This is a genomic window from Amycolatopsis sp. NPDC049868 (genome assembly GCF_044461365.1).
Taxonomy (GTDB): domain Bacteria; phylum Actinomycetota; class Actinomycetes; order Mycobacteriales; family Pseudonocardiaceae; genus Amycolatopsis.
The window spans coordinates 1009673-1031488 of sequence record NZ_JBITKV010000003.1 but is presented as its reverse complement, the minus strand read 5'-3'; the positions used below and the strand labels follow the sequence as shown (position 1 = coordinate 1031488).

Below are 21816 nucleotides of genomic sequence, written 5' to 3'. Positions count from 1 at the left end.
AAACCCTCCCCACCCCCCCCCGCCCCTCCACCCGCGGGCCCGCGGGGTTCAACACACCCCCCCCCCCCCCCCCCCCCCCGGGTGGGGGGGGGGGGGGGCCCCCCCCCCCCCCACCACTCACGATTCGCCGCGCGGGATCGGATCGTCGTACTCCCCCGACGGACCCGAGTACTGCTTCCCGTCGGGATAGGGCCAAGGATTCGGCGCGCAGCCGTGCAGGCCGAGCGTCTGCTGCTGCATCACCGGCGCGAGGGCGCCCGGCACCGGGCATCGCTCGTGCCCGCGCCCGAGCCGGTGCCCGACCTCGTGCGTGACCATGTACTGCCGATAGACCGTCAGCGGCGCACCATAGCCGGGGACACCGTACGCCCAGCGCGCGACGTTGAGCACGACGCTGTTCCCGTTGCGGCACGAGGTGTAGCCGTCCGGCCTGCCGCACAGCACGTCACGCGTCTTCGGCGTCGCGAGATAGATCGTGAAATCGACGGGACCGTCCGGCCCGGCCCGCTGCAGGCGCCACCGTCCGCCGCCGGTCCAGCCGCGCGGGTCGGCCAAAGTGGACTCGACCGTCTTGACGAGAGCGTCCAGGCTGACGCCCACGATGTCGGCTTCGAGGGCGACCCGGTACCGCAGCAGTCTCCCGGCAGACCCGGCTATCCGACCTTCGCCGGTCGGAAACGACCACTGGCCGGATCCCGCCTCCGGGAAGGTGATTTCGGCGGGCGGCGGCGCCAGCACGGGCTTCGGCGCGGAGGACGGCGTCGTCGAGGGAACGGTGACCGGCACCGGCGTCACTGGTGTCGCACTAGGAGGGGCGACCGAATGGTCTTCGCAACCGGCCATCGCCAAGGCACAGACGACGAGGGCCAGTACCCGGCGCGCGGTCATCGGTCCTCCCGGAGGTCTTCGGTCACATCCGGGGATACGAGCCGGGGCCGGGAGAAGTTGTGGGACCGCGCGCGCAACCTTTCGGCGCGCTCGCCCGTATCGTTCTCGGTCATGGGCGAGGAGGTCGGCGGACGGCTGCGGCGGCTGCGCGCCGAACGCGGCCTCACCCAGCGCGAGCTCGCCGAACCGCATTACACCGCCGCGTACGTCTCGTCCGTCGAGACGGGCGCGCGGACGCCGTCCGGCGACGCGTTGCGTCACTTCGCCACCCGGCTCGGAGTGGACGCCGGTGAGCTGCTGGGCGTGACTTCGCCGCGCGACGACGTCCGGCTCGATCTGGACATCGCGGCGGCCGCGGCGGATTTCCTGGCGGGGAACGATTCGGCGCCGAAGATGCGACGGCTGGCGCGGCGGGCCGAGAAGATCGGCCGCGATCGCCAGGCCGGGCTCGCCTGGCTGTGGCTCGCGCGATTCGCCCGAGGCGACGCCCTGCCGCGGCTGGTGGCCGCCGCCGAAACCGCGCTCGCCGCCGACATCCCGCCGTACCGGGGACTGGCCGCGGCGCTGCGGGCGAACGTCCTGGTCGGCCGGGGCGAGCCGCACCACGCGATGCACCTGCTCCGGACGGCGCTCGACGCGAGCCTCGACCGGCACCCGCATCCGGTGCTCCTGCTGACCCTGCACGCGTACCTCGCCGACGGGCGGCTCCGCCTCGGCGAGACCGTCCAGGCCGCGCATCACGCGGGCGAGGCACTGCGGCTGACTCGCGGCGATGAGGAGGTCCTGACCGAACTCGCCGAGAACCAGCGACGGCTGGCCGAGGCGTATCTCGGTGAAGGACGGGTGGCCGACGCCGTCGCCGCCGTGTCGGCGCTGCACGACCTGCTCCACGAACGCGCCCTGCGGCCGGTGCTGGCCCGGTGCCTGTTCGCGCGAGCGCTGGTCCGGCGTGCCGACGACCTCGAAGGCGCACTCGCGGACCTTCGCGCGTCACGCGCGGCCGCACCCGATCACGCCGTCACACTGGAACTCGCCGACGTCTGCCGTGAATTCGGTCGTCTCGACGACGCCGCCGGTCTACTCTCCGAAGCGGCTGAAGCCATCCCCGCGGACTCGCCGCTCTCCGCGACCCTCGTGTTCCAGCAGGGGTCGCTGGCGCTGGCTCGCGGAGACCTTGAAACAGCCGAAGCGGCCTTCGCGCACGCCATCGACGTAGCGGCCCTCCGCGACGCTCGCGGTGTCTTGGCCGCTTCGATAGACAAGGCGGGAGAGCTGCTTCGCGATCAAGGGCGCTTCGACGAGGCCGCGGACCTACTGCGGCGTGGACTGCTCCTTCTCGGAGCCGAGGAGGACGTTTCTCTGTGACCGAAGTGGACTTGGAAGACATCAGTGCTCGTTTGACCGACCGCTTCGGCGCCGAGGCCGACGGATGGCTGGCCGGCGTTCCCGCCCTCGCCTCGCGCCTGGCCTCCCGTTGGGACTTCACGCTCGGCGAGTTGTTCGACAGCGGAGCCTCGTCCGTCGTCCTGCGCTGCCGGTGGTCCGACGGGACACCGGCGGTGCTCAAACTCAGCCCGGACGGGCCGCTGCTGACCAAACAGCTCGAGATGCTGCGGGTGTTCGCGCCGTCGGGCCGGGTGCCCGCCGTCCTGGCCGCCGACGCGGACGCCGGCGCGATGGTGCTGGAGGAGATCCAGCCGGGTACCGAAGCCGAGAACCTGCCGCTGTCGACTCTGCCGGGGCGATGGGCGGAGCTGCTCGCCGCCCTGCACTCGGTGGCCCCGCCCGAAGGCTGGCCGTGGAGCCTGCGCGGCCGGTTCGAGGAGTCGTTCGACCGGATCGGCCGTCGCGTCACCGAACCGGCCATCGCCGCGCGGATCGGCCCGGCCACCTGGCGGCGGGCGATCGAGCGCTGCGAGAGGTTGCTGGACACCCAGGCCGACGTCGTGCTGCTCCACGGCGACCTGCATCTCGGCAACGTCCTGGACGGCGGCCCGCGCGGCCTGATCGCGATCGACCCGAAGGCGTGCGTGGGTGATCCGTGCTTCGACGCCGTCGACTACGTGGTGGGCGGCGCCGGACGTGAGGGAGTCGAAGCCCGGTGCCAGGTGGTGGCTGCCGCATGCGGGCTCGACGGCGACAGGCTGTACGCCTGGAGCCGCGTGATCGCCCCCATGTTCGCCATCTCGCATCTCACGTACGGCGGCCAGGAGCAGGCTCTCGACGAGTTTCTTGCTCTGGCTAGCTGACGGCCTGTCGGCGGAGCTTGAGGTGTATCCGGAAAAGTGACCATACGCGTGAACCCGCCCGGCCGAAGGCCCCGCTATCGCGGTGGCAGGGCGCCCGATCAGCCGTCGTAACGTGCCTTGCCAGCGAGCGCCCTGCCGACGTCGATCGCGGACGCGGGTTCACCTTCAGACACTGAGGAACGCGCGCAGCACCGAAGCGACCTGCCGGATCTCGCCCGCCCGCACGTTCTCCTGCCGGGTGTGCGCGAGCGTCGGGTCACCAGGCCCGAAGTTCACCGCAGGGATCCCGAGGGCCGCGAAGCGCGCGACGTCGGTCCAGCCCAGCTTCGCGACCGCCTTGCCGCCTGCCGCGGCAACCAGCTCGGCCGCCGCGGGAGCGCTCAGACCGGGCAACGCTCCTGGCGACAAGTCGACAACCTTGACGTCGTAGCCCTCGAAGACCTCGCGAAGGTGCGCCTCGGCTTCTTCCGGAGAGCGGTCGGGCGCGAAGCGGTGGTTGATCGTGAGCACGGCCTCGTCCGGCACCACGTTGCCCGCGACACCGCCGCCGATCTTCGTGGCCTGAAGTCCTTCGCGGTAGGTCAGGCCGTCGATGTCGACCACACGCGGCGTGTACTCGGCGAGCCTGCGCAGCGGTTCGGCGAGACCGTGGATCGCGTTGACGCCCATCCAGCCGCGCGCGGTATGCGCGCGAACGCCTTCGACGCGGATCTCGATCCGCATCGTGCCCTGGCAACCGCCCTCGATTCCGCCGTTCGACGGCTCACCGAGGATCGCAAGGTCGGCCTTCAGCCATTCGGGCAGCTCGCGCTCGATGCGGCCGAGGCCGTTCTTCGTCGCCTCGATCTCTTCGCAGTCGTAGAACACGAAGGTGACGTCGTGCTTCGGCTCGCGAAGGGCGGCGGCGAGGTGCAGGAAGACGGCGTCGCCGCTCTTCATGTCGACGGTGCCCAGTCCGTGCAGGATCTCGTCGTCACCGGTCCCCTCGCGGCGCACGGGCATGTTCCCGTTGACCGGAACGGTGTCGAGATGCCCGGCCAGCAGCACCCGCGACGGACGGCCGAGGTTCGTGCGGGCGAGGACCGCGTCACCGTTGCGGACCACTTCGAGATGCGGTGCCTGCGATTCCAGCGCGGCCTGCACGGTGTCCGCGATGACCTTCTCCTCTTCGGAGACGCTGAAAATGTCCACCAGCGCGGCGGTGAGGTCGACGGGGTCGGCGTGCAGATCGAGCGAAGGCATGCCCGCACCGTACCGCCGGGTGCTCAGGGCTACCGTGAAGGAGTGCGCATGCGAACGATCTTGGTCGCCCTCCTCCTGGTACTCAGCGGCTGTGGATCGGGCGAAGTCCCGGTGAAGGTCCGTCCCACCCAGAGCACCGGGCCGGACGTGCTGCCGATCAAGCTCAAGGCGCTGACGACCGACCAGTGCTATCTGGCGCCGGGGACCGAATCGCCCAAGGGCTGCCAGAAGTACGTCACCGAACTCTCCAGCGCCGCGGGCAGCATCCGCAAACGCCGCCCGGACCTGTCGTCGCACGCCGACGTCCTCGACCGCCCGATCGCCGCCTTCCGCACCGCGAACTGCCAGGACCAGGCGACTCCCGGCGGGCCGTGCGGCCAGGCACTCGGCGACATGGCGACGGCGCTGACCAGTGTGAAGAGCCTCGTCGGCGGCTGAGTGGGGTCACTGGGTTACCGTTCAGGACGTGAGCGAGCAGACCCCTGATCCCGAAACGACCGGCGCCACCGGCGTCGGACTGGCCACCGTCACGACCGACGGCACGGTGCTGGACACCTGGTTCCCGCTGCCCAAGCTGATCGACGGCGCCGAAGGCAAGGCCGGCACGGTGCGGCTGACCGCCGAGGAGGCTTCCGAGGCCCTCGGTGAGGCCGCCGCCGCCCAGCTCGGCCCGGACACCGACCGCGGTGTCGAGGTCGTCGCGGTCCGCACGACCATCGCCCGTCTCGCCGACGCCCCTGGCGACACACACGACGTCTACCTGCGCCTCCACCTGCTGTCGCACCGTATGGTCCGGCCGCACGGCGCGAGCCTCGACGGCATCTTCGGCCTGCTGGCGAACGTCGTGTGGACCAACCACGGGCCGTGCCCCGTCGAGGGCTTCGAGGCGACCCGGCTGCGGCTGCGGGCGCGCGGCAACGTCACCGTCTACGGCGTGGACAAGTTCCCGCGGATGGTGGACTACGTCGTGCCGACCGGCGTCCGCATCGCCGACGCCGACCGTGCCCGCCTGGGCGCGCACCTGGCCAACGGCACCACGGTCATGCACGAAGGCTTCATCAACTTCAACGCCGGCACGCTCGGCGCCTCGATGGTCGAAGGCCGGATCTCGGCGGGCGTCGTGGTCGGCGACGGCTCCGACGTCGGCGGTGGCGCGTCGATCATGGGCACGCTGTCCGGCGGCGGCAAGGAGACCATCTCGATCGGCGAGCGCTGCCTGATCGGCGCGAACGGCGGCGTCGGCATCTCGCTCGGCGACGACTCGGTCGTCGAGGCGGGCCTGTACGTCACGGCCGGCACGAAGGTGACCTTCGAGGGCAAGGTCGTGAAGGCGCTGGAGCTGTCCGGCATCTCGGGCGCGGTGTTCCGGCGGAACTCCGGGACCGGCGCCGTCGAGGTCGTCGCGCGCACCGGCGTCGGGATCGAGCTGAACGCGGCCCTGCACGCCAACTGACCTGCGAAAAGAGAGCAAGGGACCTTTGCTACCACCTGGGTAGCCCGGGATGTCGCGAAAGCCACTTTCGCGACATCTGACGTCCCGAAAGTGGCTTTCGCGGCATCCTCGGCCGAGCCGCCCGAAGCCCGAAGTGACAGCAAGGGACCTTTGCTACCACTCTCCCCCGGAGGGCGGTAGCAAAGGTCCCTTGCTTCTCTCACGGCCTGGACCGCCTTGCCGGTTCACCTAGAATTCATCTTGTGACAGCCGAGACCCTGCCGCGCAAGAACGTCCCTTCGACCACTCCGGCCGCGCTCGGGCTCGGCGACCGTCCCGCGAAGGCGGGGCCGGGCGACCCGGCGGCCACCCACGTCCGGGTCAAACTCGACGTCGAGATCCGTGCCCTCCTCGCGCACGAACCGGGCACCAAATCCGGTGCCGACCCCGAAGATCTCCACCAGATGCGGGTCGCGCTGCGTCGTATGCGGAGCGTCCTCAAACTCTCGGGCCCCCTCGTCGGCCCGGACGCCGAGCCTGTGCGCGCCGAACTCGGCTGGCTCGGCCAGTCCCTCGGCGACGTCCGCGACTACGACGTCCTGATCGGGCACCTCCGCGAGGTCGTCGCCGAATTCGAGGTGCGCGACCAGCCCGCAGCGCGCCGTCTGGTCTCGAAGTTCGTCACCGAACGCGGTGTCGCGAAGAGGCGGCTCACCCGCGCCCTCGCCAGCCCCCGGTACGCCTCGTTGCTGCAGGACATCGGCCGTCTCGCCCGGCAGCCCGCCACCGAGGAAGCCACCGCGGAAAGCCCCCAGACTTCCGCCGATCTCGTCGCCGGTCTCGCGAAGCCGCATCGAAAGCTCGCGAAGGCCGTGAAGGCGCTTCCCGCCGATCCCCCGGACGACGACCTTCACGCGCTTCGCATCTACGGCAAGAAACTCCGCTACGCCGCCGAGATGGCCAAGCCCGCCGCGAAGAAGAAGCAAGCGGAACGAATCCAGCGGCTGATCAAGGCCACGAAGAACTTCCAGACCGTCCTGGGGGATCACCAGGACGCCTGCGTCGCCGCCGATCGGATGCGAGGCGTGGTGGCCTCCGTGGACGCCGAAGTCGCGTTCATCGCGGGCCGGGTCGCGGAGAAGGAACTGCTGCGCCGTGCCCAGGTCCGTGCCGTGTGGCGCGACGTCTGGGCCGAGGTCGACGCGGCCGCTCAGGCGGTGAGCCCGCGGATATAGCCGTCCGGACGGATCAGCACCTGCCGCCCGTTCTCTGCTTCGTACGCGGCGAAGGCATGCCCGCCGACGTCCTCGAAGTCCACATCGGACAGTGCGCTGCCCGCGGGCAGGATCCGCCGCGCGCCCTCGGGCGCCGGACCGTCGCCGAACACCAGCAGCGTCGCCTGTGGGCCACGCAGCAGCTCGAACAGCCGGACGGATTTGCCGTTCGCGTCCTTCAGCGGCGCGTCCGGGGCGCGGTCGCCGGGCCGGATCCGGCCGGTCGCCGCGGGCGCGAGCGGGCCGCCGCGGTAGCCGATGTCGAGCTGACGCGTGTTCTCGCCGCGCTCGTGCGCGTCTTCCGCGCCTTCCTTGTACTTCTCGAGGATGTCGGTGCTGATCTTCAGCACCCGCGCGGCGACCTCGCGACGTTCGGGCTCGTAGCTGTCGAGCAGCTCCAGTGAGCCGTCGGCGAGTTTCCAGCCCAGGTTGTACGCGTCCTGGACGCCGGTGTTGAGCCCCTGCCCACCGGTCGGCGGGTGGACATGCGCCGCGTCGCCGGCGAGGAACACGCGACCCTCACGGAACCGCTCGGCGAGCCGGATGTTGGGCCGCCACACCGTCGACCAGGCGAGATCGTGCAGCCGGACCCCGCCGCCGGACAGTTCGTCGAGCCGGGACTGCAACGTGCCAAGCGACGCCTCGACCTCCTCTTCGCCCAGTGGCGCGGCGAACTGGAAGTGCGGCACCCCCGGCAGCGGCGTGAGCACGATCCCCGACATCGGATCCTCGGGCTTCGCGAACCAGTGCCCGTACGCGCGATCGAGCCCCTCGGCCTGGACATCGCCGAGCAGCATGCGGACCGATTCGTCGGTGGTGCCCTCGAACGCGATCCCGAGCGCCTTGCGCACGAAGCTTTTTCCGCCGTCCGCGCCGACGAGGTAATCGACCCGGACCCGCTCGCCCGGCAGCTCGGCGGTCACCCCGTCGGCGTCCTGCTCGAAGCCGAGCAGCGGCGTGCCGAGCTCGACCTGGACACCGAATTCGGCGAGCCGCTCACGCAGGATCCCCTCGGTCCGCGACTGGCCGAGGAAATGGCCGTTCGGGTACGGCACGTCCGGGGCCGGCTCGGCGAGCTCGGCCATCATCCGCTCGCCGACGACCTCGCCGCCCAGATGGATCTTCATCGCCACGGGCGGCTGCCCGGCGGCCAGCACCGCGTCCAGGACTCCGAGGTCCTCGAAGACCTCCAGCGTGCGCGGCTGCAGGCCGTCGCCCCGCGAGCCCTCGAAAAACGTCTCGGCCTTCTCCACAATCCGCACGCCGACGCCGCGGCGTGCGAGGTCGATGGCCAGCGTGAGCCCGGTCGGCCCGGCTCCCGCGATCAACACCTCGGTCATCTCTCCTCCAGTGAATTGCGATTCAGTGAATCCGAATTCAGCATGCTCGTTGCTAGCCTTCCTTGTCAAGGAGGTGCCGATGACGGCGATGAGCCGCAAGGAGAAGGCGGCGGAGACCGAGGCCGCGCTCAAAGAGGCGGCGAAGCGCGTTTTCGCGGCGAAGGGGTACCTGAACACCAAGATCACCGACATCACGGCGGAGGCCGGACGCGCGGCCGGTTCGTTCTACAACCACTTCTCGAGCAAGGAAGAACTGCTCGAAGCGCTCCTCGAAGATCTCGCGGCCGAGAGCGACGTCAACGCGGCCTCACCGGAGCACATGCCCGACTTCACCGACCCGCAGGCCGTGCGCTGGCACGTCTGCGAGTACTGGAACTTCCACCGCGACAACGCCGCGACAATGCTCGCGCTGCGCCAGGCCGCGATGGTCAGCGACGAGTTCGCACGCACCTATGCGCGCTTCGGCGCCACTCAGGCGGCGGATCTCCTCGACCACCTCGGGTACATCACCGCGGCGGGGATGGAACTCCCGGCCTCGGAGCAGGTCACGCTCGCGATGATGGCCGAACTGGTCAACGGCTTCGCGCACACGTGGCTGCTCGACCCGTCGGCGATCTCCGAGGATGAAGCCGTCGAGGCGCTGACGCGATTCGTCTACCGGGGTTTCACGGGCCGCGACGTGCCATGAACGGTCCTTTCCTTGCAAATTTCGCAAGGAAAGGACCGTTCCTAGCACGCGATGGGGCGCACGAAACGCGCCGAAATCAAGCGGTGAGCCGCTCCACGGCCGCGTCGATCCGCTCGTCCGTCGCCGTCAAGGCGATCCGGACGTGGTTCCCGCCGGTCGGCCCGTAGAACGTGCCCGGCGCGGCGAGGATGCCGCGTTCGGCGAGCCAGTCGACCGTGTCGAGCGCGGATTCGCCGCGCGTGGACCAGAGATACAGCCCCGCCTCGGAATGCGAGATCTCGAAACCGCTGTCCAGCAACGCCTTCCGCAGCACCAGCCGACGGCGCGCGTAGCGTTCCCGTTGCACGGCAAGCGCTTCGTCGTCCTTCAGCGCGGCGACCATGGCCTCCTGCACCGGCCTCGGCACGATCAGCCCGGAGTGCTTGCGGATCTCCAGCAGCCCGGCGACGAGCTTCGGGTCGCCGGTGACGAATCCGGCGCGGTAGCTCGCGAGGTTCGCGGACTTCGACAGCGAATGGACGGCCAGCAGGCCGTCGAGGGAGCCGCCGTGCACGTCCGGGTGCAGGATCGACACGGGCTCGCTTTCCCAGCCCAGCGCCAGATAACACTCGTCGGAGACCACGACGACGTCGCGTTCCCGCGCCCAGTCGACGACCTTGCGCAGGTGGTCGGCGCCGAGCACGCGCCCGGTCGGGTTGGACGGCGAGTTCAGCCAGAGCATCGACGGCCGCTGCGGACCGAGCGCGAAAGTGCTGTCCGCGCGCAGCAGCGAAGCACCCGCCAGCAGCACGCCGACCTCGTAGGTCGGGTACGCCACCTCGGGGATAACAACGAGATCACCGGGGCCGAAGCCCAGTTGCCGCGGCAGCGAGGCGACCAGTTCCTTCGAACCGATCGTCGGCAGCACCGCGACCTCGGGAACACCCTCGATACCGTGCCGCCGCGAAAGCGCGTCGATCGCGGCGGCCCTGAGCTCGGGGATCCCGTGTGTGGTCGGGTACCCCGGGATCTCCGACACGGACGCGAGCGCCGCGCGGATGCTCTCGGGAACCGGGTCCACCGGCGTGCCGATCGAGAGGTCGACGATGCCGCCGGGATGCGCCTGAGCCTTCGCCTTGGCTTCGGCGAGAGAGTCCCAGGGGAAATCGGGAAGAGCGACCCGGCTCATTCGCCCTGCGGGGGAAGAGCCTTGATGAAGGCGGGGTCGTGACTGGTCTTGCCGACCTTGGAGGCGCCACCGGGCGAGCCGAGCTCGTCGAAGAAGTCGACGTTGGCCTTGGTGTAGTCGTTCCACTCGTCGGGGACGTCGTCCTCGTAGTAGATCGCCTCGACGGGGCAGACCGGCTCGCAGGCACCGCAGTCGACGCATTCGTCCGGGTGGATGTACAGCATGCGGTCACCCTCGTAGATGCAGTCCACGGGGCACTCGTCGATACACGCCTTGTCGAGCACGTCGACGCAGGGCTCGGCGATCACGTAGGTCACTGCGTACTCCTGCTTTATCTCTGCTTCACCAGTCTGCAACGGACATTACGCGCCCACGGGCGCGACCGGCCCGCTTAGGCCACCCTTATCCGTACCCCGGGTATGGGCTTTCAGCGGTCCTTCCGGCGCGGCGGCGGAGTGGCCCTGCTGTCCCCAGTGATGACGAACTTCGGCGCGGCGGGCTTCGCCGCCACTGCGTCCTTCTCGTCCTTCTCGACGGCCTTTTCCGCGCCCAACGCCCGGTTGAAGCCGTCAGAGATCTCGCGGACCAGGTCTTCGTTGTGCCTGTCGTCCTTGCGCGCGATGCTCATCGGGGTCCCTCCACTGCCTTCCTTGACACAATCTAACCGTGAACACTGCGGAAATGCTCGAACTCACCTGTAGCCGGGCTTGGACTCCCCTGCTGGAGCGCCGGATCGGCGACTGGCGGCTCCGCTGGGCGGCCGGGTTCACCGCCCGGGCCAACAGTGCCCTGGCGATCGGCGACCCGGGAAAACCGCTGCCAGACGCCCTGCGAGCGGTCAGTGACTTCGCCCACGACCATGCCATCCCGCCGGTGATCCAGGTGATCCAGAACACGTCTCTCGAAGCCGACCTCGCCGTCTCCGGCTGGGTCCACCATGTGGAACACCGGCCCGCACACGAGGTCCGCCTGCTCACCGGGCCGCTCTCGCGCGGGACCTCGGCGGGAGCGGTGATCCTCGACGAGCCGACGTCCGGATGGTGGGAGATGACGGCGGGCAGCACCGAGCCGGCGGAGGCGCCGCGGCACGTCCTCGGCACCGGCAAGGTCGGCTTCGGGGTGGTGGAGCTGGACGGCGTCACAGCAGGCGCGGTGCGCGGGGCCGTCGTCGACGAGTGGCTGCACATCGCCCGTTTGGAGGTACGGCCGGAGTTCCGGCGGCGAGGGCTGGCCCGCGGGCTGATGAACGCCGTGGGCGCCTGGGGCGCCGGTCAGGGCGCGACCGGGATGCTCCTGCAGGTCGCCATGGGCAACTCCGGCGCGCTGAAGCTGTACGAGAGCCTGGGCTGTACGGAGCACCACAGGTACCGCTACTGGGCTCCGGGTCCCGGCGCGTGCGAGGATCGCCCGTCGTGAAGGTCGTCATTTTGGTCGGCGGAGTGGGCGGGGCCCGCTTCCTGCTGGGGGTCAAACAAGCACTGGGTCTGCCCGCGATCGGTTCCGCGCCGGAATCGCCGCACGAGGTGACCGCGCTGGTGAACACCGGGGACGACGTGTGGATGCACGGTCTGCGCATCTGCCCGGACCTGGACACCTGCATGTACACCCTCGGCGGCGGGATCGACAAGGAACGCGGGTGGGGCCACGCCGGGGAGACCTGGACGGTCAAGGAGGAGCTCGCCGCCTATGGCGCCGAGCCGACCTGGTTCGGCTTGGGCGACAAGGACATCGCGACGCATCTCATCCGTTCGCGGATGCTGCGCGCGGGCTATCCGCTGTCCCAGGTCACCGAGGCGCTCTGCGATCGCTGGCAGCCGGGCGTGCGCCTGCTGCCGATGTCGGACGACCGCGTCGAAACGCATGTCGTGATCGACGATCCGGAAGATCCGGACCAGCGCAAGGCGATCCACTTCCAGGAGTGGTGGGTGCGCTACCGCTCCGAGCCGAAGGCGCATTCGATCATCGCCGTCGGCGCCGACGAGGCCAAACCGGCGCCGGGCGTGCTCGACGCGATCGCGGCCGCCGACGTCGTGCTGTTCGCGCCGTCCAATCCGGTGGTCTCGGTGGGGACGACGCTCGGCGTCCCGGGGATCCGCGACGCGCTGCGGAAAACGCGCGCCAAGGTCGTCGGCGTCTCGCCGATCATCGGCGGGAAGGCGTTGCGCGGTATGGCCGACGCGTGCCTGAGCGCGATCGGCGTGGAGACCTCCGCCGAAGCCGTGGGGCGGCATTACGGTTCCCGCAAGGAATCCACCGACGGAGTTCTCGACGGCTGGCTGGTCGCCGAGGGCGAGACCGCCGACGTACCGGGTGTCGCGGTCCGCGACGTGCCCCTGCTGATGTCCGATGTGGACGCCACCGCGGCCATGGTGCGCGCGGCCTTCGAGCTGGCTGGAGTTTCTGGTGCCTGACCATGCTTCCACGAAGATCGAGATCCTGCCGGTCGAGGGCCTGCCGGAGTTCCGGCCCGGCGACGATCTGACCGGCGCCATCGTCGACGCGGCACCGTGGCTGCGTTCGGGCGACGTCCTGGTCGTGACGAGCAAGATCGTCTCCAAGGCCGAGGGCATGCTCATCCGCGTCCCCTCCGATCCGGAAGAGCGTGACGCCGCCCGGCGCAAACTCGTCGAGGAGGAGTCCGTCCGCGTGATCGCGCGGTTCAACCGGACGATGATCACCGAGAACAAGCTCGGCATCGTGCAGGCGGCGTCCGGGGTGGACGCGTCGAACGTGGCCTCCGGCGAGGTCGCGTTGCTGCCGTCCGATCCGGACGCCTCCGCGCTCGCCCTGCGGAACGGGCTGCGCGAACGGCTCGGCGTCGAGGTCGCCGTCGTGGTCACCGACACGATGGGCCGCGCGTGGCGGGTCGGGCAGACCGACGCCGCGATCGGCGCGTCCGGTCTGCGGGTGCTGCATTCGTACGCGGGCGAAGTCGACAGCCAGGGCAACGAACTCGCCGTCACCGAGGTGGCGATCGCCGACGAACTGGCCGCCGCGGCGGATCTGGTGAAGGGCAAGCTCGGCGGGACGCCGGTCGCCGTCGTGCGCGGGCTCCAGCTCACCGACGACGGTTCGACCGCCCGCAAACTGGTGCGGCCGGTCGAGGAGGACCTGTTCCGCCTCGGCACCAACGAATCCATCGCCCAGGGCCGCCGGGAAGCCGTGCTCGCGCGGCGTTCGATCCGCTCCTTCACCGACGAGCCGGTCGATCCCGAGGTGCTGCGCCGCGCGGTCGGGACGGCGCTGACGGCGCCCGCGCCGCATCACACGAAGCCGGTCCGGTTCGTGTGGCTGCGCGAGGAAGGGTTGCGCCGCAAGCTTCTCGACGCGATGAAGGCGTCGTGGCAGGCGGATCTCGAAGGCGACGACTTCACGCCGGAGCAGGTCGCGAAGCGGCTCAGCCGCGGCGACATCCTGTACGACGCGCCCGAGGTCGTGGTGCCGTTCCTCGTCGCCGAGGGCGCGCACACCTATCGCGACGACCGCCGGAACGCCTGCGAGCACACGATGTTCACCGTCGCCGGCGGAGCGGCCGTGCAGGGCCTGCTGGTCGCGCTCGCCGCCGAAGACCTCGGCTCGTGCTGGATCGGGTCGACGATCTTCGCCGCGGACATCGTGCGTGACGTTCTCGGCCTGGACGCGCGCTGGGAGCCGCTCGGCGCGGTCGCGATCGGACATCCCGCCGCGCTCCCGCCCGCGCGCGGTCCCGTCGAACCCGGTGAAGGACTTCTCGAACTGTGACCCTGCACGACGACGTTGTGTCCACATTGTCCGGTTGGCGACCGGCGGACGCCGCCCAGGAATCCTTGCGCCAGGCCTATCTCGGCTTCCTCGCCGCCCGCGACGACGTCTGCCGCCGCGAATGCGCGGCCGGGCATATCACCGCGTCGGCCGTCCTTCTCGACGCCGAAGCGGAGAACGTGCTCCTCACCCTGCATCCGCGGGTCGGCCGCTGGTTGCAGCTCGGCGGGCATTGCGAACCCGGCGACGCGACGCTCGCGGACGCCGCTCTTCGTGAGGCACGCGAAGAATCCGGCATCGAGGACCTCGTGATCGATCCGGCTCCGGTGCATCTCGACGTTCACCCGATCACGTGCTCGCTCGGCGTGCCGACCCGGCATTTCGACGTGCGGTTCGTGGTGCGCGCACCACGCGGGGCACAACCGGTCCAAAGCGACGAATCGGACGATCTTCGTTGGTGGCCGGTGGATTCCCTGCCGAAAGGGTCGGAAGATCTCGCCGAACTGATGGAAGCCTCCGTGCCCGCGGCGTCCGGCGGTTAGGGTGTCGGCTGACGTTCTTAAGGGGGAATGATGCTGACGACGCTGACGCCATACCTGGACCGGGTCCGGGTCCACAGCAGCGGTGACGGTGACGGCTTCGGCTGGTTTCTGCTGATCTTGGCGATCATCGTCGTCATCATCGTGATCGTGGTGATCATCGTGAAGGTCAACCAGGCGAAGAAGCCGCCGATGACCTTCCCGCAGAACCCGAACTTCGGTGGTGGCGGTCCGGCTCCGGGCTTCCCGCCGCCTCCGCCGCCCGCCGGCGGGCCCGCCCCGCAGGGCAACTGGCAGCAGCCCGGTTTCCCGCCGCCTCCTCAGCCCGGCTTCGGTCAGGCACCGGGCTTCCCACCGCCTCCGGCCCCGGCTCCGGCGGGTTTCGCGCCGCCGCCCGGTGCCCCGGCGCCCAGCCCGTTCGGCGCGGCCGGTATGCCGCAGCCCGGCTTCCCGCCGCCTCCTCCGCAGGCCGGGCCGCCGATCGACGCCGGTGCGGACCGCACGCAGGTCGTGTCCCCGCAGCAGCAGGCGGCCGCGGACCGCACGCAGGTGGTCTCCCCCGTGAGCGCCGACCGCACGCAGGTCGTCTCGCCCGCGAGCGCCGACCGGACGCAGGTGGTGTCCGGCGGCACCGGTGACGCCACGCAGGTCGTGCCCGGTGGCGGCGGCGACCGGACCCAAGTGGTCCCGCCCAGCCAGTAACCCCGACAGGGAGAAAACCGCATGGTCAGGGTCGACCCGAACTCATCGGTCCCGCCTTTCGAACAGGTCCGCACCGCCTACGCGGAGCGGATCAACGACGGCACGCTGCCCGTCGGGGCGAAACTCCCGACCGTGCGGAAACTCGCCGAGGACCTGGGCATCGCCCCGAACACGGTCGCCAAGGCCTACCGCGAACTCGAAGAAGCCGGTCTCATCGAAACCCGTGGCCGGGCGGGGACGTTCGTGAGCGCCGTCGGTGACGAGACCCGGGAGCGGGCGCGGCAGGCCGCCGCCGACTACGCCGCGCTGACCAGGAAACTGGGGCTCGGCCGCGACGAGGCCAAGGCGATCATCGACGCCGCTCTGGGCTAGCCTCACGGAATGGGAGTCTCCGTGTTGCTGCTGCTGGTCATCGTCCTGGTCCTCGCCGGCGTCGGCGTCGGGATCTTCTTCCTGGTGAAGGCGCTGAACAAGCCGAAACCCCCGGTGCACCCGCAGCAGTACCCACCCCACGTCCCGCACCAGCAGTACCCTCAGCAGCCGCCGCAGTACCCGAGCCAGCAGCACACCTTCCCGCCGCAGGGCTGGGGCAACTGAGTCACATCGCCCGGTAGTCGCGGAGTTCGATCTTCGGGCCGAACCTCGGCCGCCGGAATCCGGCCGTCGACAGGTAGCGCACCGCGCGCTGCCGCTGCGGTGAATACGGCGCCAGCACTTCGGACATCCCGGCGTCGTCGAGTTTCGTGCCGACGAGCGCGTGCCCGACCATCGACGGGATGTTGTAGTCGCCGAAGCTCACCGCGTCCGGGTCGCCCCAGGCGCGCTGCGCGATCTCAGCGGCGGTCCACACGCCGATGCCGGGCACCTTCCGCAGCCAGGCCCGGCCTTCGACACCCTTCAGTTCGACGGCCTTCTCCAGCCGCGGCGCGACGCGAGCCGCCGCGATCAGCGTCGTCCGCCGTTTCAGATCCACCCCGGCGCGATGCCATTTCCAGTCCACAATGGATCGGATGGCGACGGGCGTCGGCGGCACGCGCAGCCGTGACGGCCCCGGCCCTGGCGCCGGTTCGCCGAACCAGCGGCACAGTTCACCCCACGACCGCAGCGCCTCCGCGCTGGTCACCTTCTGTTCCAGCACGGCGAGCACCAGCGCGTCCCACACCCGGCCGGTCGAGCCGAGGCGCAGTCCCGGGTTCCGGCGCCGGGCCGACGCGATGACGTCGTGGTGCGCGACGAACTCGGAGTCGTCGTCGTCCGCGCCGAGCATCGCCGGGACACCTTCGAGCAGCCTGTCCGCGCCGGGGCCCCAGGCCTCCGCCTCGATCTCGCCGTCCGCTCGCCGCAGGAGCGCGAGCGTGCCCGCGCCGTCCGCGGTGTTGGCGGCCAGCCAGGTGACCCCGCTCTCGGTCCGGGCGACGTTGGGCGAACGCGAGCCACGGCTCAGCGGGCCCAGAACGGTGTCCAGGTCCAGCTCGAAGGCGGGACGGAATCGCACACACGGAAACTACCCGGCACTCGGCTAGGGTGAGCGGGCCACCCGAAACCGTAAGCCTATGGAGGACTGGACGATGACCGCGCGACCGGCGAAGGCCTCGATCGTCAGCGGGTACTTCAACCCGCTCCACCAGGGCCATCTCGACCTGTTCGAAGCCGCTCAGGCACGGTCCGGGTACCTGATCGTCATCGTCAACAACGATCACCAGCAGGTCCTCAAGAAGGGCAGGGTGATCCAGGTCGAGGACGTCCGGGCCCGGATCGTCCGCGCGCTGCGCATCGTCGACGACGTGTACGTCGCCGTCGAGCAGGGGCCGGGCATCAACGAGTCGTTCGACCTGATCCGCGCGGCGTACCCGGACACGGAGCTCGAGTTCTGCAACGGCGGGGATCGGCGCAACGTCGACGAGCTCCCGGCCGACGAGGTCGAGGCCGGGGCGCGTAACGACATCTCGATGATCTACGGCATCGGCGGCACGGACAAAGCCGACTCCAGCACCCGGATCCTTTCGGATATGGAAGCCTGACACCGACATTTGTCGGAAGACGTTTGCGGGTCTGCTGACGGCGGCCGCTCCTAGGGCCTACCCTAGACAACACACAGTCGGCCCTGAACCCAGAGGGCCCCAGGTCAGTCGGGAGGCCTAGGGGAATGGACCCCCGTGCTCGGGCGGACGCCTTGCTCGCACGCGCAAGCGCGCGTGGAGCCTTCGTCGTGACACCGGACAACGCGACGTCTCCGATGGACTCCGCGAACACTCAACAGATCCCCCGATCGGTGGTCGCCGAGATCGACCGGTCGTCGGACCCGGACACGACCACTCAGCTACCGGCTTCGCTGATCGCGGAGAACGACCACCCGCTCGCGGGACCCGAACCGACGACCCGGCTGGACCTGCCGGCGGTGCGGGGCGAAGGCTCGACTCAGCCGCAGCCGTATCCCCGGCGTCCCGGCGCCCCGCAGCAGACCAGACCGCTGCCGCAGGCGACGACCCCGCTCACCCGGCGTCCGCCGGCCGCGCCGGTGCAGAGCCCGCTGATCGAGCAGCCGGAGCCGGAGACCGTCGAGAACGAGGTCGGCGGCTTGGTGCCGACGGTGAAGCAGAACCCTTCGGGGCGGTCGAACCTCTCGCGTCGGCTGGACGGCATCTAGCCCCACCTCACGCGCGCTATGAACGGTCCGTTCCTTGCAAATTTTGCAAGGAACGGACCGTTCATAGCATCCGGGGCACCCGCCTCAGCCGATTTGGATCACCCGATCGATCTCCTTGATCGCCGCACCCCCGCCGTACGTGGCGTTGGACAGCATCGCGACGTCCAGCCCTTCGGCCGGGTAGTGCCGCATGAGCGAGCAGACGCCGACGTTGCCGCCGTCCTTGTAGTAGTGCCGCACCGAACCGTCCGGCGCCAGGACGAATTCCAGGCCGAAGCCGTACCAAACGCCACTGCTGTGGAGCACCTGCGGAGTGAGGAACTCCTTCGTGCGCTCAGGGCTCAGGAGCCGTTCTTCGCGCGTCGCCCGCAGAAGCCGCACGAGGTCGCCGACGGTGCAGTACGCCCCTCCGTCGGGTGAACCGATCGGCGGGTAGCTGAAGATGTTCTGCTTCCAGCCGGTGATCCGCTCGCCGTCGAGGATCGGATCCCAGCCTTCGGCGACCCGCGGCTGTGGGTCACGACGGTCGAAGAAACCCGAATCGGTCATCCCCGCACGGTCGAGCACGCTCTCCCGGACGTGGTCGCGATACGGCCTTCCGGTGATCTCCTCGATCACCAGCCCCGCGAGGACATACCCCGAATTGCAGTACCGGCAGCCCGCACCCGGCGCGAAATTCGGTGCCCGGTAAGCGAAATTGGGCAGATGGTCACGCGTCTCGACGACCGAGTACACCGGTTTGTCGACCCACAGCGCCTCGTAACTCTCGCCAGCTTCCTCGTCGGCGTCGTCGGCGATCCCGGACGTGTGCGTGAGCAGCTGTCGCGTCGTCACCCCGGCCGGGATCACCGTGCCACCGAGGTCGATGATCTCGCCGATCGGGCGGTCGAGGTCCAACCGGCCCTCGTCGGCCAGCCGCAGTGCGGCGATCGCGGTGACGACCTTGGTGATCGACGCGGTGTCGTACCGGACGTCCGGCGCGTTCGGCACCGACCAGCGGCGGCTGGCCAGGCCGTAGCCGCGTTCGAACAGCGTCTCGTCGCCGCGCCGGATCAGCACGACCCCGGAGAAGCGATCCTCCCCGGCGCGTTCCGTCAGCCAGGTGTCCAATGCGGCGAAGTCCATACACCGACGGTAACGACGACGGGGAGCCCGGTCGCGTGAATTCCGGTGGCCGGAACGGCTACTTCTGGCGCGTTTCGAGCTTGAGGCGCAGCGCGAGACCGGCCTTCACCGCGAGCATGACCGGCTTCCACCGGAGACCGCGGTGACGATCCGCGAGGTAGCGGTACGCGCTGTCGTGGTGCGCGCGCAGCATCTTCGCCGAAGCCTGCGACGTCGAGTGCCCGCCGATGTGCATGACGCTGGACGAAGGCGCGTACACGTTCAGCCAGCCGGCGCGGGACAGGCGGTCGCCGAGGTCGACGTCCTCGAAGTACATGAAGTAGCGCGTGTCGAACCCGTCGACCGAGTCGAAGGCCTCGCGACGGAACAGCTGGCAGGACCCGGAAAGCCAGCCCGCCGTGCGCTCGACCGGAGTGCCAGTTTCCTGCCGGTACTGCCGCGTCCACGGATTGCCCGGCCAGATCTTGCCGAACGCCGCGTGCCCGATCCCGCGGCCGAACGACGGCAGCAGCCGGGCCGACGGGTACACCGTGCCGTCGAGATCGTGGATGAGCGGGCCGAACGCGCCACCGCGCGGCCAGCGCTCGGCCACCTCGAGCAACGCGTCGAGCGAACCGGGCTCCCATTCGAGGTCCGGGTTCACCACGACGACCCAGCCGTAACTGTCGTCGAGTTCCGCGACGCCCCGGTTGGCGGCGGTGCCGTAACCGACGTTCTCGCCGATGCTGAGCAGCTTGACGTTGTCCCGGCGGGCGGCCTTCTCCGGCGCGCCGTCCGTGGAGTCGTTGTCGGCGACGACGACCTGGACGTCCCGGTCCGTCGCCTTCTCGAGGGTGTCGAGGAACTTCTCGAGGGTCTCGCCGGGGAAGTACGTCACGGTCACGACGGCGATCCCGTCGCCGTAGCTGGGGTGCTCAGTCACGCGGCCATTGTCCACCCGTCACCGAACGCGCCTGGCGCCCACCCACCTCGGCCACGCTGGTTGCGCGGCCGCAACGGAGCGTGCACACCCAGATGCTCTCCGCGATCACCGCCGGGCAGAATGGAACGATGCCCGTGCACGCCTTCATCGACGAATCGGTGCGAGATCAGCGGTACCTCCTGTGCATGACACTGGTTCCCCCGCATCGCCGCCTTGGAAGTCACGACAATCCTCTACCTGGGCTCGTGTACCCGGAAAACAGAGGAAGAGACCAGGCAAAAGTGCCTTGAGCGCGCTGTCGCCGACTTGCTCGTCAAGAACGCGCACCGGTTTGTTCTCGACTCGCGCGACCACCGGGATGTCCACGATCGCAGGACGTTGCAACGAGCCCTCGGCTACCGGCCCTCCAAGACCGAGCTCACCTACGAGCATCTGAACTCGACCGCCGAACCACTGCTGTGGATTTCCGACGCGGTGGGATGGTGTTTCGGCGCGGGCGGTCACTGGCGCCGAAAAGCGGGCCTGCTCATCGATGCGATCATCGAGCCCTGAACAGCGAAAAGCCCGCGAGACGACCGTCCGGACGCGTCACGGGCTTTCATACTCGGCCCCACCGGGGCCTCGCACCTCAAGCATACCCCACATGCCGCTAACGACTCCCCCGGCCGAGAAGGGCGTCAGCCCGCCCGCCGCTGCGCATGCCGATACCAAGCCTTCGCATAAGCCTCACGGTGCCGCTCCGCGGTCGTCGCCCACGAGAACTCCTTCGCCCGCCGAAGCGCGGCTTCGGCCAGCTCGGCCCGCCGCGCGGGGGCATCGAGCAGCTCCGAGATGGCCGCGGCGACGTCTCCGGCGCCGACACCGCAGTAGGCGACCGCGTCCCCGCCGACCTCCGGCAGCGAAAGCCGTCGCGTCGTGAGCACGCTCGCGCCGCACGCCATCGCCTCCAGCACCGGCAGCCCGAATCCCTCACCGAGGCTCGGATAGGCGACCAGTTCGGAGCCGCCGAGGAAACCGGCGAGCGTGTCGAACGGCAGGTATCCGGCCCGGATCACCCGCAGCCGGTGCGGAACGGCGTCCAGCGCGCGTTCGACCTGCGAATCCCAGCCCGGCTGCCCGGCCAGCACCAGGGCGGGCGGGTTCGGCCTGCCGATCACGGCGTGCGCGAAGCCGCGGATCAGGGCGGGCACGTTCTTGCGCGGTTCCAGCGCGCCGAGGAAGGCGACGTACGGCGTCTTCCCGAGCCCGACGGCCTTGCGCGCGGCTTCGATCTCCGCGGGCGAGGGCGGATGGAAGCGATCCGGTTCGACGCCGTGGTGGATGATCTCCAAATCCGCCGTGCGCACCTGGCCCACGCGCTCCAGCTCGGCCGCCGTCGCGATGCTCGGTACGACGCACAGCGTCGCGCGGCGAAGCGCCGTCGCGGTCCAGGCGCGGAAGAAGCGCGCCTTCACCGAAGAGTGCAGGACCGCGTCGGTGAAGAAGGTCGCGTCGTGAAGCGTCACCACCGAAGCGGCCGGGCTGGCCAGCGGCATCGTGTAGTGCGGCGAATGGACGACGTCGGCGGCGAGCCGGCGGACCAGCCGGGGCAGCGTCGCCTGCTCCCAGGTCAGCCTGGCCGTCCTGGTCGATGTCGACGGTGAGGTGGGCACGATCCGCGCGCCGGGCGCGAGCCGGTCGTACAGCACCGCGTCCCGCGGCTGGCAGACGACGGTGATCCGCGCGCCGTCTTCGTCCAGCGCCGCGACCAGCGAATCCACGTAGCGACCGACGCCACCCCTGTCCGCGGGGACGGCGGTCGCGTCGATCAACACGCGAGGGTCATCGGTCACCCTAGGAGGGTACGGCGGTGCACTGGG

Annotated in this window: 26 protein-coding genes; 16 read left to right on the top strand and 10 right to left on the bottom strand. The window is 70.0% G+C overall.

Annotation, left to right across the window (positions count from 1 at the left end):
• Nucleotides 1-117: 117 nt before the first annotated feature.
• On the bottom strand, nt 118-888 hold the full coding sequence (locus tag ACIBTM_RS18610; protein ID WP_395878048.1) for a DUF3152 domain-containing protein: 771 nt from the start codon (nt 886-888) through the stop codon (nt 118-120).
• A gap of 111 nt (nt 889-999) precedes the next feature.
• Between ACIBTM_RS18610 and ACIBTM_RS18605 the strand changes: the two genes are divergently transcribed.
• Together ACIBTM_RS18605 and ACIBTM_RS18600 are read left to right on the top strand one after the other, a co-directional pair.
• Entirely contained in the window at nt 1000-2253 is a 1254-nt protein-coding gene (locus ACIBTM_RS18605; protein WP_395878046.1) for a helix-turn-helix domain-containing protein, read from the top strand.
• Nucleotides 2250-3137, top strand: coding sequence for an aminoglycoside phosphotransferase family protein (locus ACIBTM_RS18600; protein WP_395878044.1), 888 nt, complete (start codon nt 2250-2252; stop codon nt 3135-3137). Before ACIBTM_RS18605 ends, ACIBTM_RS18600 begins: the two co-directional genes overlap by 4 nt.
• 165 nt (nt 3138-3302) lie before the next feature.
• Here the strand turns inward: ACIBTM_RS18600 and dapE are convergent, their stop codons facing one another.
• Nucleotides 3303-4379 carry a succinyl-diaminopimelate desuccinylase gene (gene dapE, locus ACIBTM_RS18595; protein ID WP_395878042.1) on the bottom strand — a complete coding sequence of 359 codons (1077 nt, stop codon included), beginning with the start codon at nt 4377-4379 and terminating at the stop codon, nt 3303-3305.
• Nucleotides 4380-4427: 48 nt separating this feature from the next.
• Between dapE and ACIBTM_RS18590 the strand changes: the two genes are divergently transcribed.
• The 3 genes from ACIBTM_RS18590 to ACIBTM_RS18580 all read left to right on the top strand — a co-directional run bounded on the left by ACIBTM_RS18590 (nt 4428) and on the right by ACIBTM_RS18580 (nt 7046).
• Nucleotides 4428-4817, top strand: a complete 390-nt coding sequence (locus ACIBTM_RS18590; RefSeq protein WP_395878040.1) for a hypothetical protein — start codon at nt 4428-4430, stop codon at nt 4815-4817.
• 28 nt (nt 4818-4845) lie between these two features.
• Complete coding sequence (gene dapD, locus ACIBTM_RS18585) at nt 4846-5832, top strand: 2,3,4,5-tetrahydropyridine-2,6-dicarboxylate N-succinyltransferase (protein WP_395878038.1); 987 nt, start codon at nt 4846-4848, stop codon at nt 5830-5832.
• Nucleotides 5833-6074: 242 nt separating this feature from the next.
• A complete protein-coding gene (locus ACIBTM_RS18580; protein ID WP_395878036.1) occupies nt 6075-7046 on the top strand; it encodes a CHAD domain-containing protein in 972 nt (323 codons plus the stop codon).
• On the opposite strand, the gene ACIBTM_RS18575 is transcribed toward ACIBTM_RS18580, so the two are convergent.
• Complete coding sequence (locus tag ACIBTM_RS18575; RefSeq protein ID WP_395878034.1) at nt 7022-8425, bottom strand: FAD-dependent monooxygenase; 1404 nt, start codon at nt 8423-8425, stop codon at nt 7022-7024. The two genes, ACIBTM_RS18580 and ACIBTM_RS18575, sit on opposite strands and share 25 nt — an antisense overlap.
• A 79-nt stretch (nt 8426-8504) precedes the next feature.
• Here ACIBTM_RS18575 and ACIBTM_RS18570 point away from each other — a divergent pair, with 79 nt between their 5' ends.
• A complete protein-coding gene (locus tag ACIBTM_RS18570; protein WP_395878032.1) occupies nt 8505-9113 on the top strand; it encodes a TetR/AcrR family transcriptional regulator in 609 nt (202 codons plus the stop codon).
• Nucleotides 9114-9189: 76 nt separating this feature from the next.
• Here the strand turns inward: ACIBTM_RS18570 and dapC are convergent, their stop codons facing one another.
• The 3 genes from dapC to ACIBTM_RS18555 form a co-directional block, all read right to left on the bottom strand.
• Nucleotides 9190-10281 (bottom strand): succinyldiaminopimelate transaminase, encoded by a 1092-nt coding sequence (gene dapC, locus ACIBTM_RS18565; RefSeq protein ID WP_395878030.1) that lies wholly within the window; start codon nt 10279-10281, stop codon nt 9190-9192.
• Entirely contained in the window at nt 10278-10598 is a 321-nt protein-coding gene (gene fdxA, locus ACIBTM_RS18560; protein ID WP_016331413.1) for a ferredoxin, read from the bottom strand. The genes dapC and fdxA overlap by 4 nt, the downstream gene beginning before the upstream one ends.
• Nucleotides 10599-10708: 110 nt before the next feature.
• Nucleotides 10709-10909, bottom strand: a complete 201-nt coding sequence (locus ACIBTM_RS18555; protein ID WP_126736392.1) for a hypothetical protein — start codon at nt 10907-10909, stop codon at nt 10709-10711.
• A gap of 53 nt (nt 10910-10962) precedes the next feature.
• Between ACIBTM_RS18555 and ACIBTM_RS18550 the strand changes: the two genes are divergently transcribed.
• Genes ACIBTM_RS18550 through ACIBTM_RS18520 form a run of 7 tightly spaced genes read left to right on the top strand, consistent with a single transcriptional unit; the run spans nt 10963 to nt 15860 of the window.
• Nucleotides 10963-11697, top strand: coding sequence for a GNAT family N-acetyltransferase (locus ACIBTM_RS18550; protein WP_395878127.1), 735 nt, complete (start codon nt 10963-10965; stop codon nt 11695-11697).
• A complete protein-coding gene (gene cofD / locus ACIBTM_RS18545; protein ID WP_395878027.1) occupies nt 11694-12692 on the top strand; it encodes a 2-phospho-L-lactate transferase in 999 nt (332 codons plus the stop codon). The genes ACIBTM_RS18550 and cofD overlap by 4 nt, the downstream gene beginning before the upstream one ends.
• Nucleotides 12685-14022 (top strand): coenzyme F420-0:L-glutamate ligase, encoded by a 1338-nt coding sequence (locus tag ACIBTM_RS18540; RefSeq protein WP_395878025.1) that lies wholly within the window; start codon nt 12685-12687, stop codon nt 14020-14022. The genes cofD and ACIBTM_RS18540 overlap by 8 nt, the downstream gene beginning before the upstream one ends.
• The gene (locus ACIBTM_RS18535) at nt 14019-14564 is read left to right on the top strand and encodes an NUDIX hydrolase (RefSeq protein ID WP_395878023.1); all 546 of its coding nucleotides are present in this window, start codon (nt 14019-14021) and stop codon (nt 14562-14564) included. The genes ACIBTM_RS18540 and ACIBTM_RS18535 overlap by 4 nt, the downstream gene beginning before the upstream one ends.
• Nucleotides 14565-14594: 30 nt before the next feature.
• Nucleotides 14595-15263, top strand: coding sequence for a hypothetical protein (locus ACIBTM_RS18530; RefSeq protein WP_395878021.1), 669 nt, complete (start codon nt 14595-14597; stop codon nt 15261-15263).
• Nucleotides 15264-15284: 21 nt separating this feature from the next.
• On the top strand, nt 15285-15635 hold the full coding sequence (locus ACIBTM_RS18525) for a GntR family transcriptional regulator (protein WP_395878019.1): 351 nt from the start codon (nt 15285-15287) through the stop codon (nt 15633-15635).
• Nucleotides 15636-15644: 9 nt separating this feature from the next.
• Nucleotides 15645-15860 carry a hypothetical protein gene (locus ACIBTM_RS18520; RefSeq protein WP_395878017.1) on the top strand — a complete coding sequence of 72 codons (216 nt, stop codon included), beginning with the start codon at nt 15645-15647 and terminating at the stop codon, nt 15858-15860.
• A 1-nt stretch (nt 15861) separates the two neighbouring features.
• Here the strand turns inward: ACIBTM_RS18520 and ACIBTM_RS18515 are convergent, their stop codons facing one another.
• On the bottom strand, nt 15862-16758 hold the full coding sequence (locus ACIBTM_RS18515) for a DNA-3-methyladenine glycosylase family protein (protein ID WP_395878015.1): 897 nt from the start codon (nt 16756-16758) through the stop codon (nt 15862-15864).
• Nucleotides 16759-16831: 73 nt separating this feature from the next.
• Here ACIBTM_RS18515 and ACIBTM_RS18510 point away from each other — a divergent pair, with 73 nt between their 5' ends.
• Entirely contained in the window at nt 16832-17284 is a 453-nt protein-coding gene (locus ACIBTM_RS18510) for an adenylyltransferase/cytidyltransferase family protein (RefSeq protein WP_395878013.1), read from the top strand.
• 125 nt (nt 17285-17409) lie between these two features.
• Complete coding sequence (locus ACIBTM_RS18505) at nt 17410-17910, top strand: hypothetical protein (protein ID WP_395878011.1); 501 nt, start codon at nt 17410-17412, stop codon at nt 17908-17910.
• A gap of 84 nt (nt 17911-17994) precedes the next feature.
• On the opposite strand, the gene ACIBTM_RS18500 is transcribed toward ACIBTM_RS18505, so the two are convergent.
• Nucleotides 17995-19035, bottom strand: a complete 1041-nt coding sequence (locus tag ACIBTM_RS18500; protein WP_395878009.1) for a serine hydrolase domain-containing protein — start codon at nt 19033-19035, stop codon at nt 17995-17997.
• A 58-nt stretch (nt 19036-19093) separates the two neighbouring features.
• Nucleotides 19094-19957, bottom strand: a complete 864-nt coding sequence (locus ACIBTM_RS18495) for a glycosyltransferase family 2 protein (protein WP_395878007.1) — start codon at nt 19955-19957, stop codon at nt 19094-19096.
• 213 nt (nt 19958-20170) lie between these two features.
• On the opposite strand from ACIBTM_RS18495, the gene ACIBTM_RS18490 reads away from it, so the two are divergent.
• The gene (locus tag ACIBTM_RS18490; protein WP_395878005.1) at nt 20171-20509 is read left to right on the top strand and encodes a hypothetical protein; all 339 of its coding nucleotides are present in this window, start codon (nt 20171-20173) and stop codon (nt 20507-20509) included.
• A gap of 125 nt (nt 20510-20634) precedes the next feature.
• On the opposite strand, the gene ACIBTM_RS18485 is transcribed toward ACIBTM_RS18490, so the two are convergent.
• Nucleotides 20635-21771, bottom strand: coding sequence for a glycosyltransferase family 4 protein (locus tag ACIBTM_RS18485; protein WP_395878125.1), 1137 nt, complete (start codon nt 21769-21771; stop codon nt 20635-20637).
• Nucleotides 21772-21816: the final 45 nt, after the last annotated feature.

Bases quoted from the DNA above. Each gene is read 5' to 3' on its own strand.
- ACIBTM_RS18520 (WP_395878017.1), top strand. From the start codon at position 15,645: ATGGGAGTCTCCGTGTTGCTGCTGCTGGTCATCGTCCTGGTCCTCGCC.
- ACIBTM_RS18525 (WP_395878019.1), top strand. From the start codon at position 15,285: ATGGTCAGGGTCGACCCGAACTCATCGGTCCCGCCTTTCGAACAGGTC.
- ACIBTM_RS18590 (WP_395878040.1), top strand. From the start codon at position 4,428: ATGCGAACGATCTTGGTCGCCCTCCTCCTGGTACTCAGCGGCTGTGGA.
- ACIBTM_RS18505 (WP_395878011.1), top strand. From the start codon at position 17,410: ATGGACCCCCGTGCTCGGGCGGACGCCTTGCTCGCACGCGCAAGCGCG.
- dapC (WP_395878030.1), bottom strand. From the start codon at position 10,281: ATGAGCCGGGTCGCTCTTCCCGATTTCCCCTGGGACTCTCTCGCCGAA.
- ACIBTM_RS18510 (WP_395878013.1), top strand. From the start codon at position 16,832: ATGACCGCGCGACCGGCGAAGGCCTCGATCGTCAGCGGGTACTTCAAC.
- ACIBTM_RS18610 (WP_395878048.1), bottom strand. From the start codon at position 888: ATGACCGCGCGCCGGGTACTGGCCCTCGTCGTCTGTGCCTTGGCGATG.
- ACIBTM_RS18500 (WP_395878009.1), bottom strand. From the start codon at position 19,035: ATGGACTTCGCCGCATTGGACACCTGGCTGACGGAACGCGCCGGGGAG.
- ACIBTM_RS18550 (WP_395878127.1), top strand. From the start codon at position 10,963: ATGCTCGAACTCACCTGTAGCCGGGCTTGGACTCCCCTGCTGGAGCGC.
- ACIBTM_RS18575 (WP_395878034.1), bottom strand. From the start codon at position 8,425: ATGACCGAGGTGTTGATCGCGGGAGCCGGGCCGACCGGGCTCACGCTG.
- ACIBTM_RS18570 (WP_395878032.1), top strand. From the start codon at position 8,505: ATGACGGCGATGAGCCGCAAGGAGAAGGCGGCGGAGACCGAGGCCGCG.
- ACIBTM_RS18530 (WP_395878021.1), top strand. From the start codon at position 14,595: ATGCTGACGACGCTGACGCCATACCTGGACCGGGTCCGGGTCCACAGC.
- ACIBTM_RS18555 (WP_126736392.1), bottom strand. From the start codon at position 10,909: ATGAGCATCGCGCGCAAGGACGACAGGCACAACGAAGACCTGGTCCGC.
- ACIBTM_RS18605 (WP_395878046.1), top strand. From the start codon at position 1,000: ATGGGCGAGGAGGTCGGCGGACGGCTGCGGCGGCTGCGCGCCGAACGC.
- dapE (WP_395878042.1), bottom strand. From the start codon at position 4,379: ATGCCTTCGCTCGATCTGCACGCCGACCCCGTCGACCTCACCGCCGCG.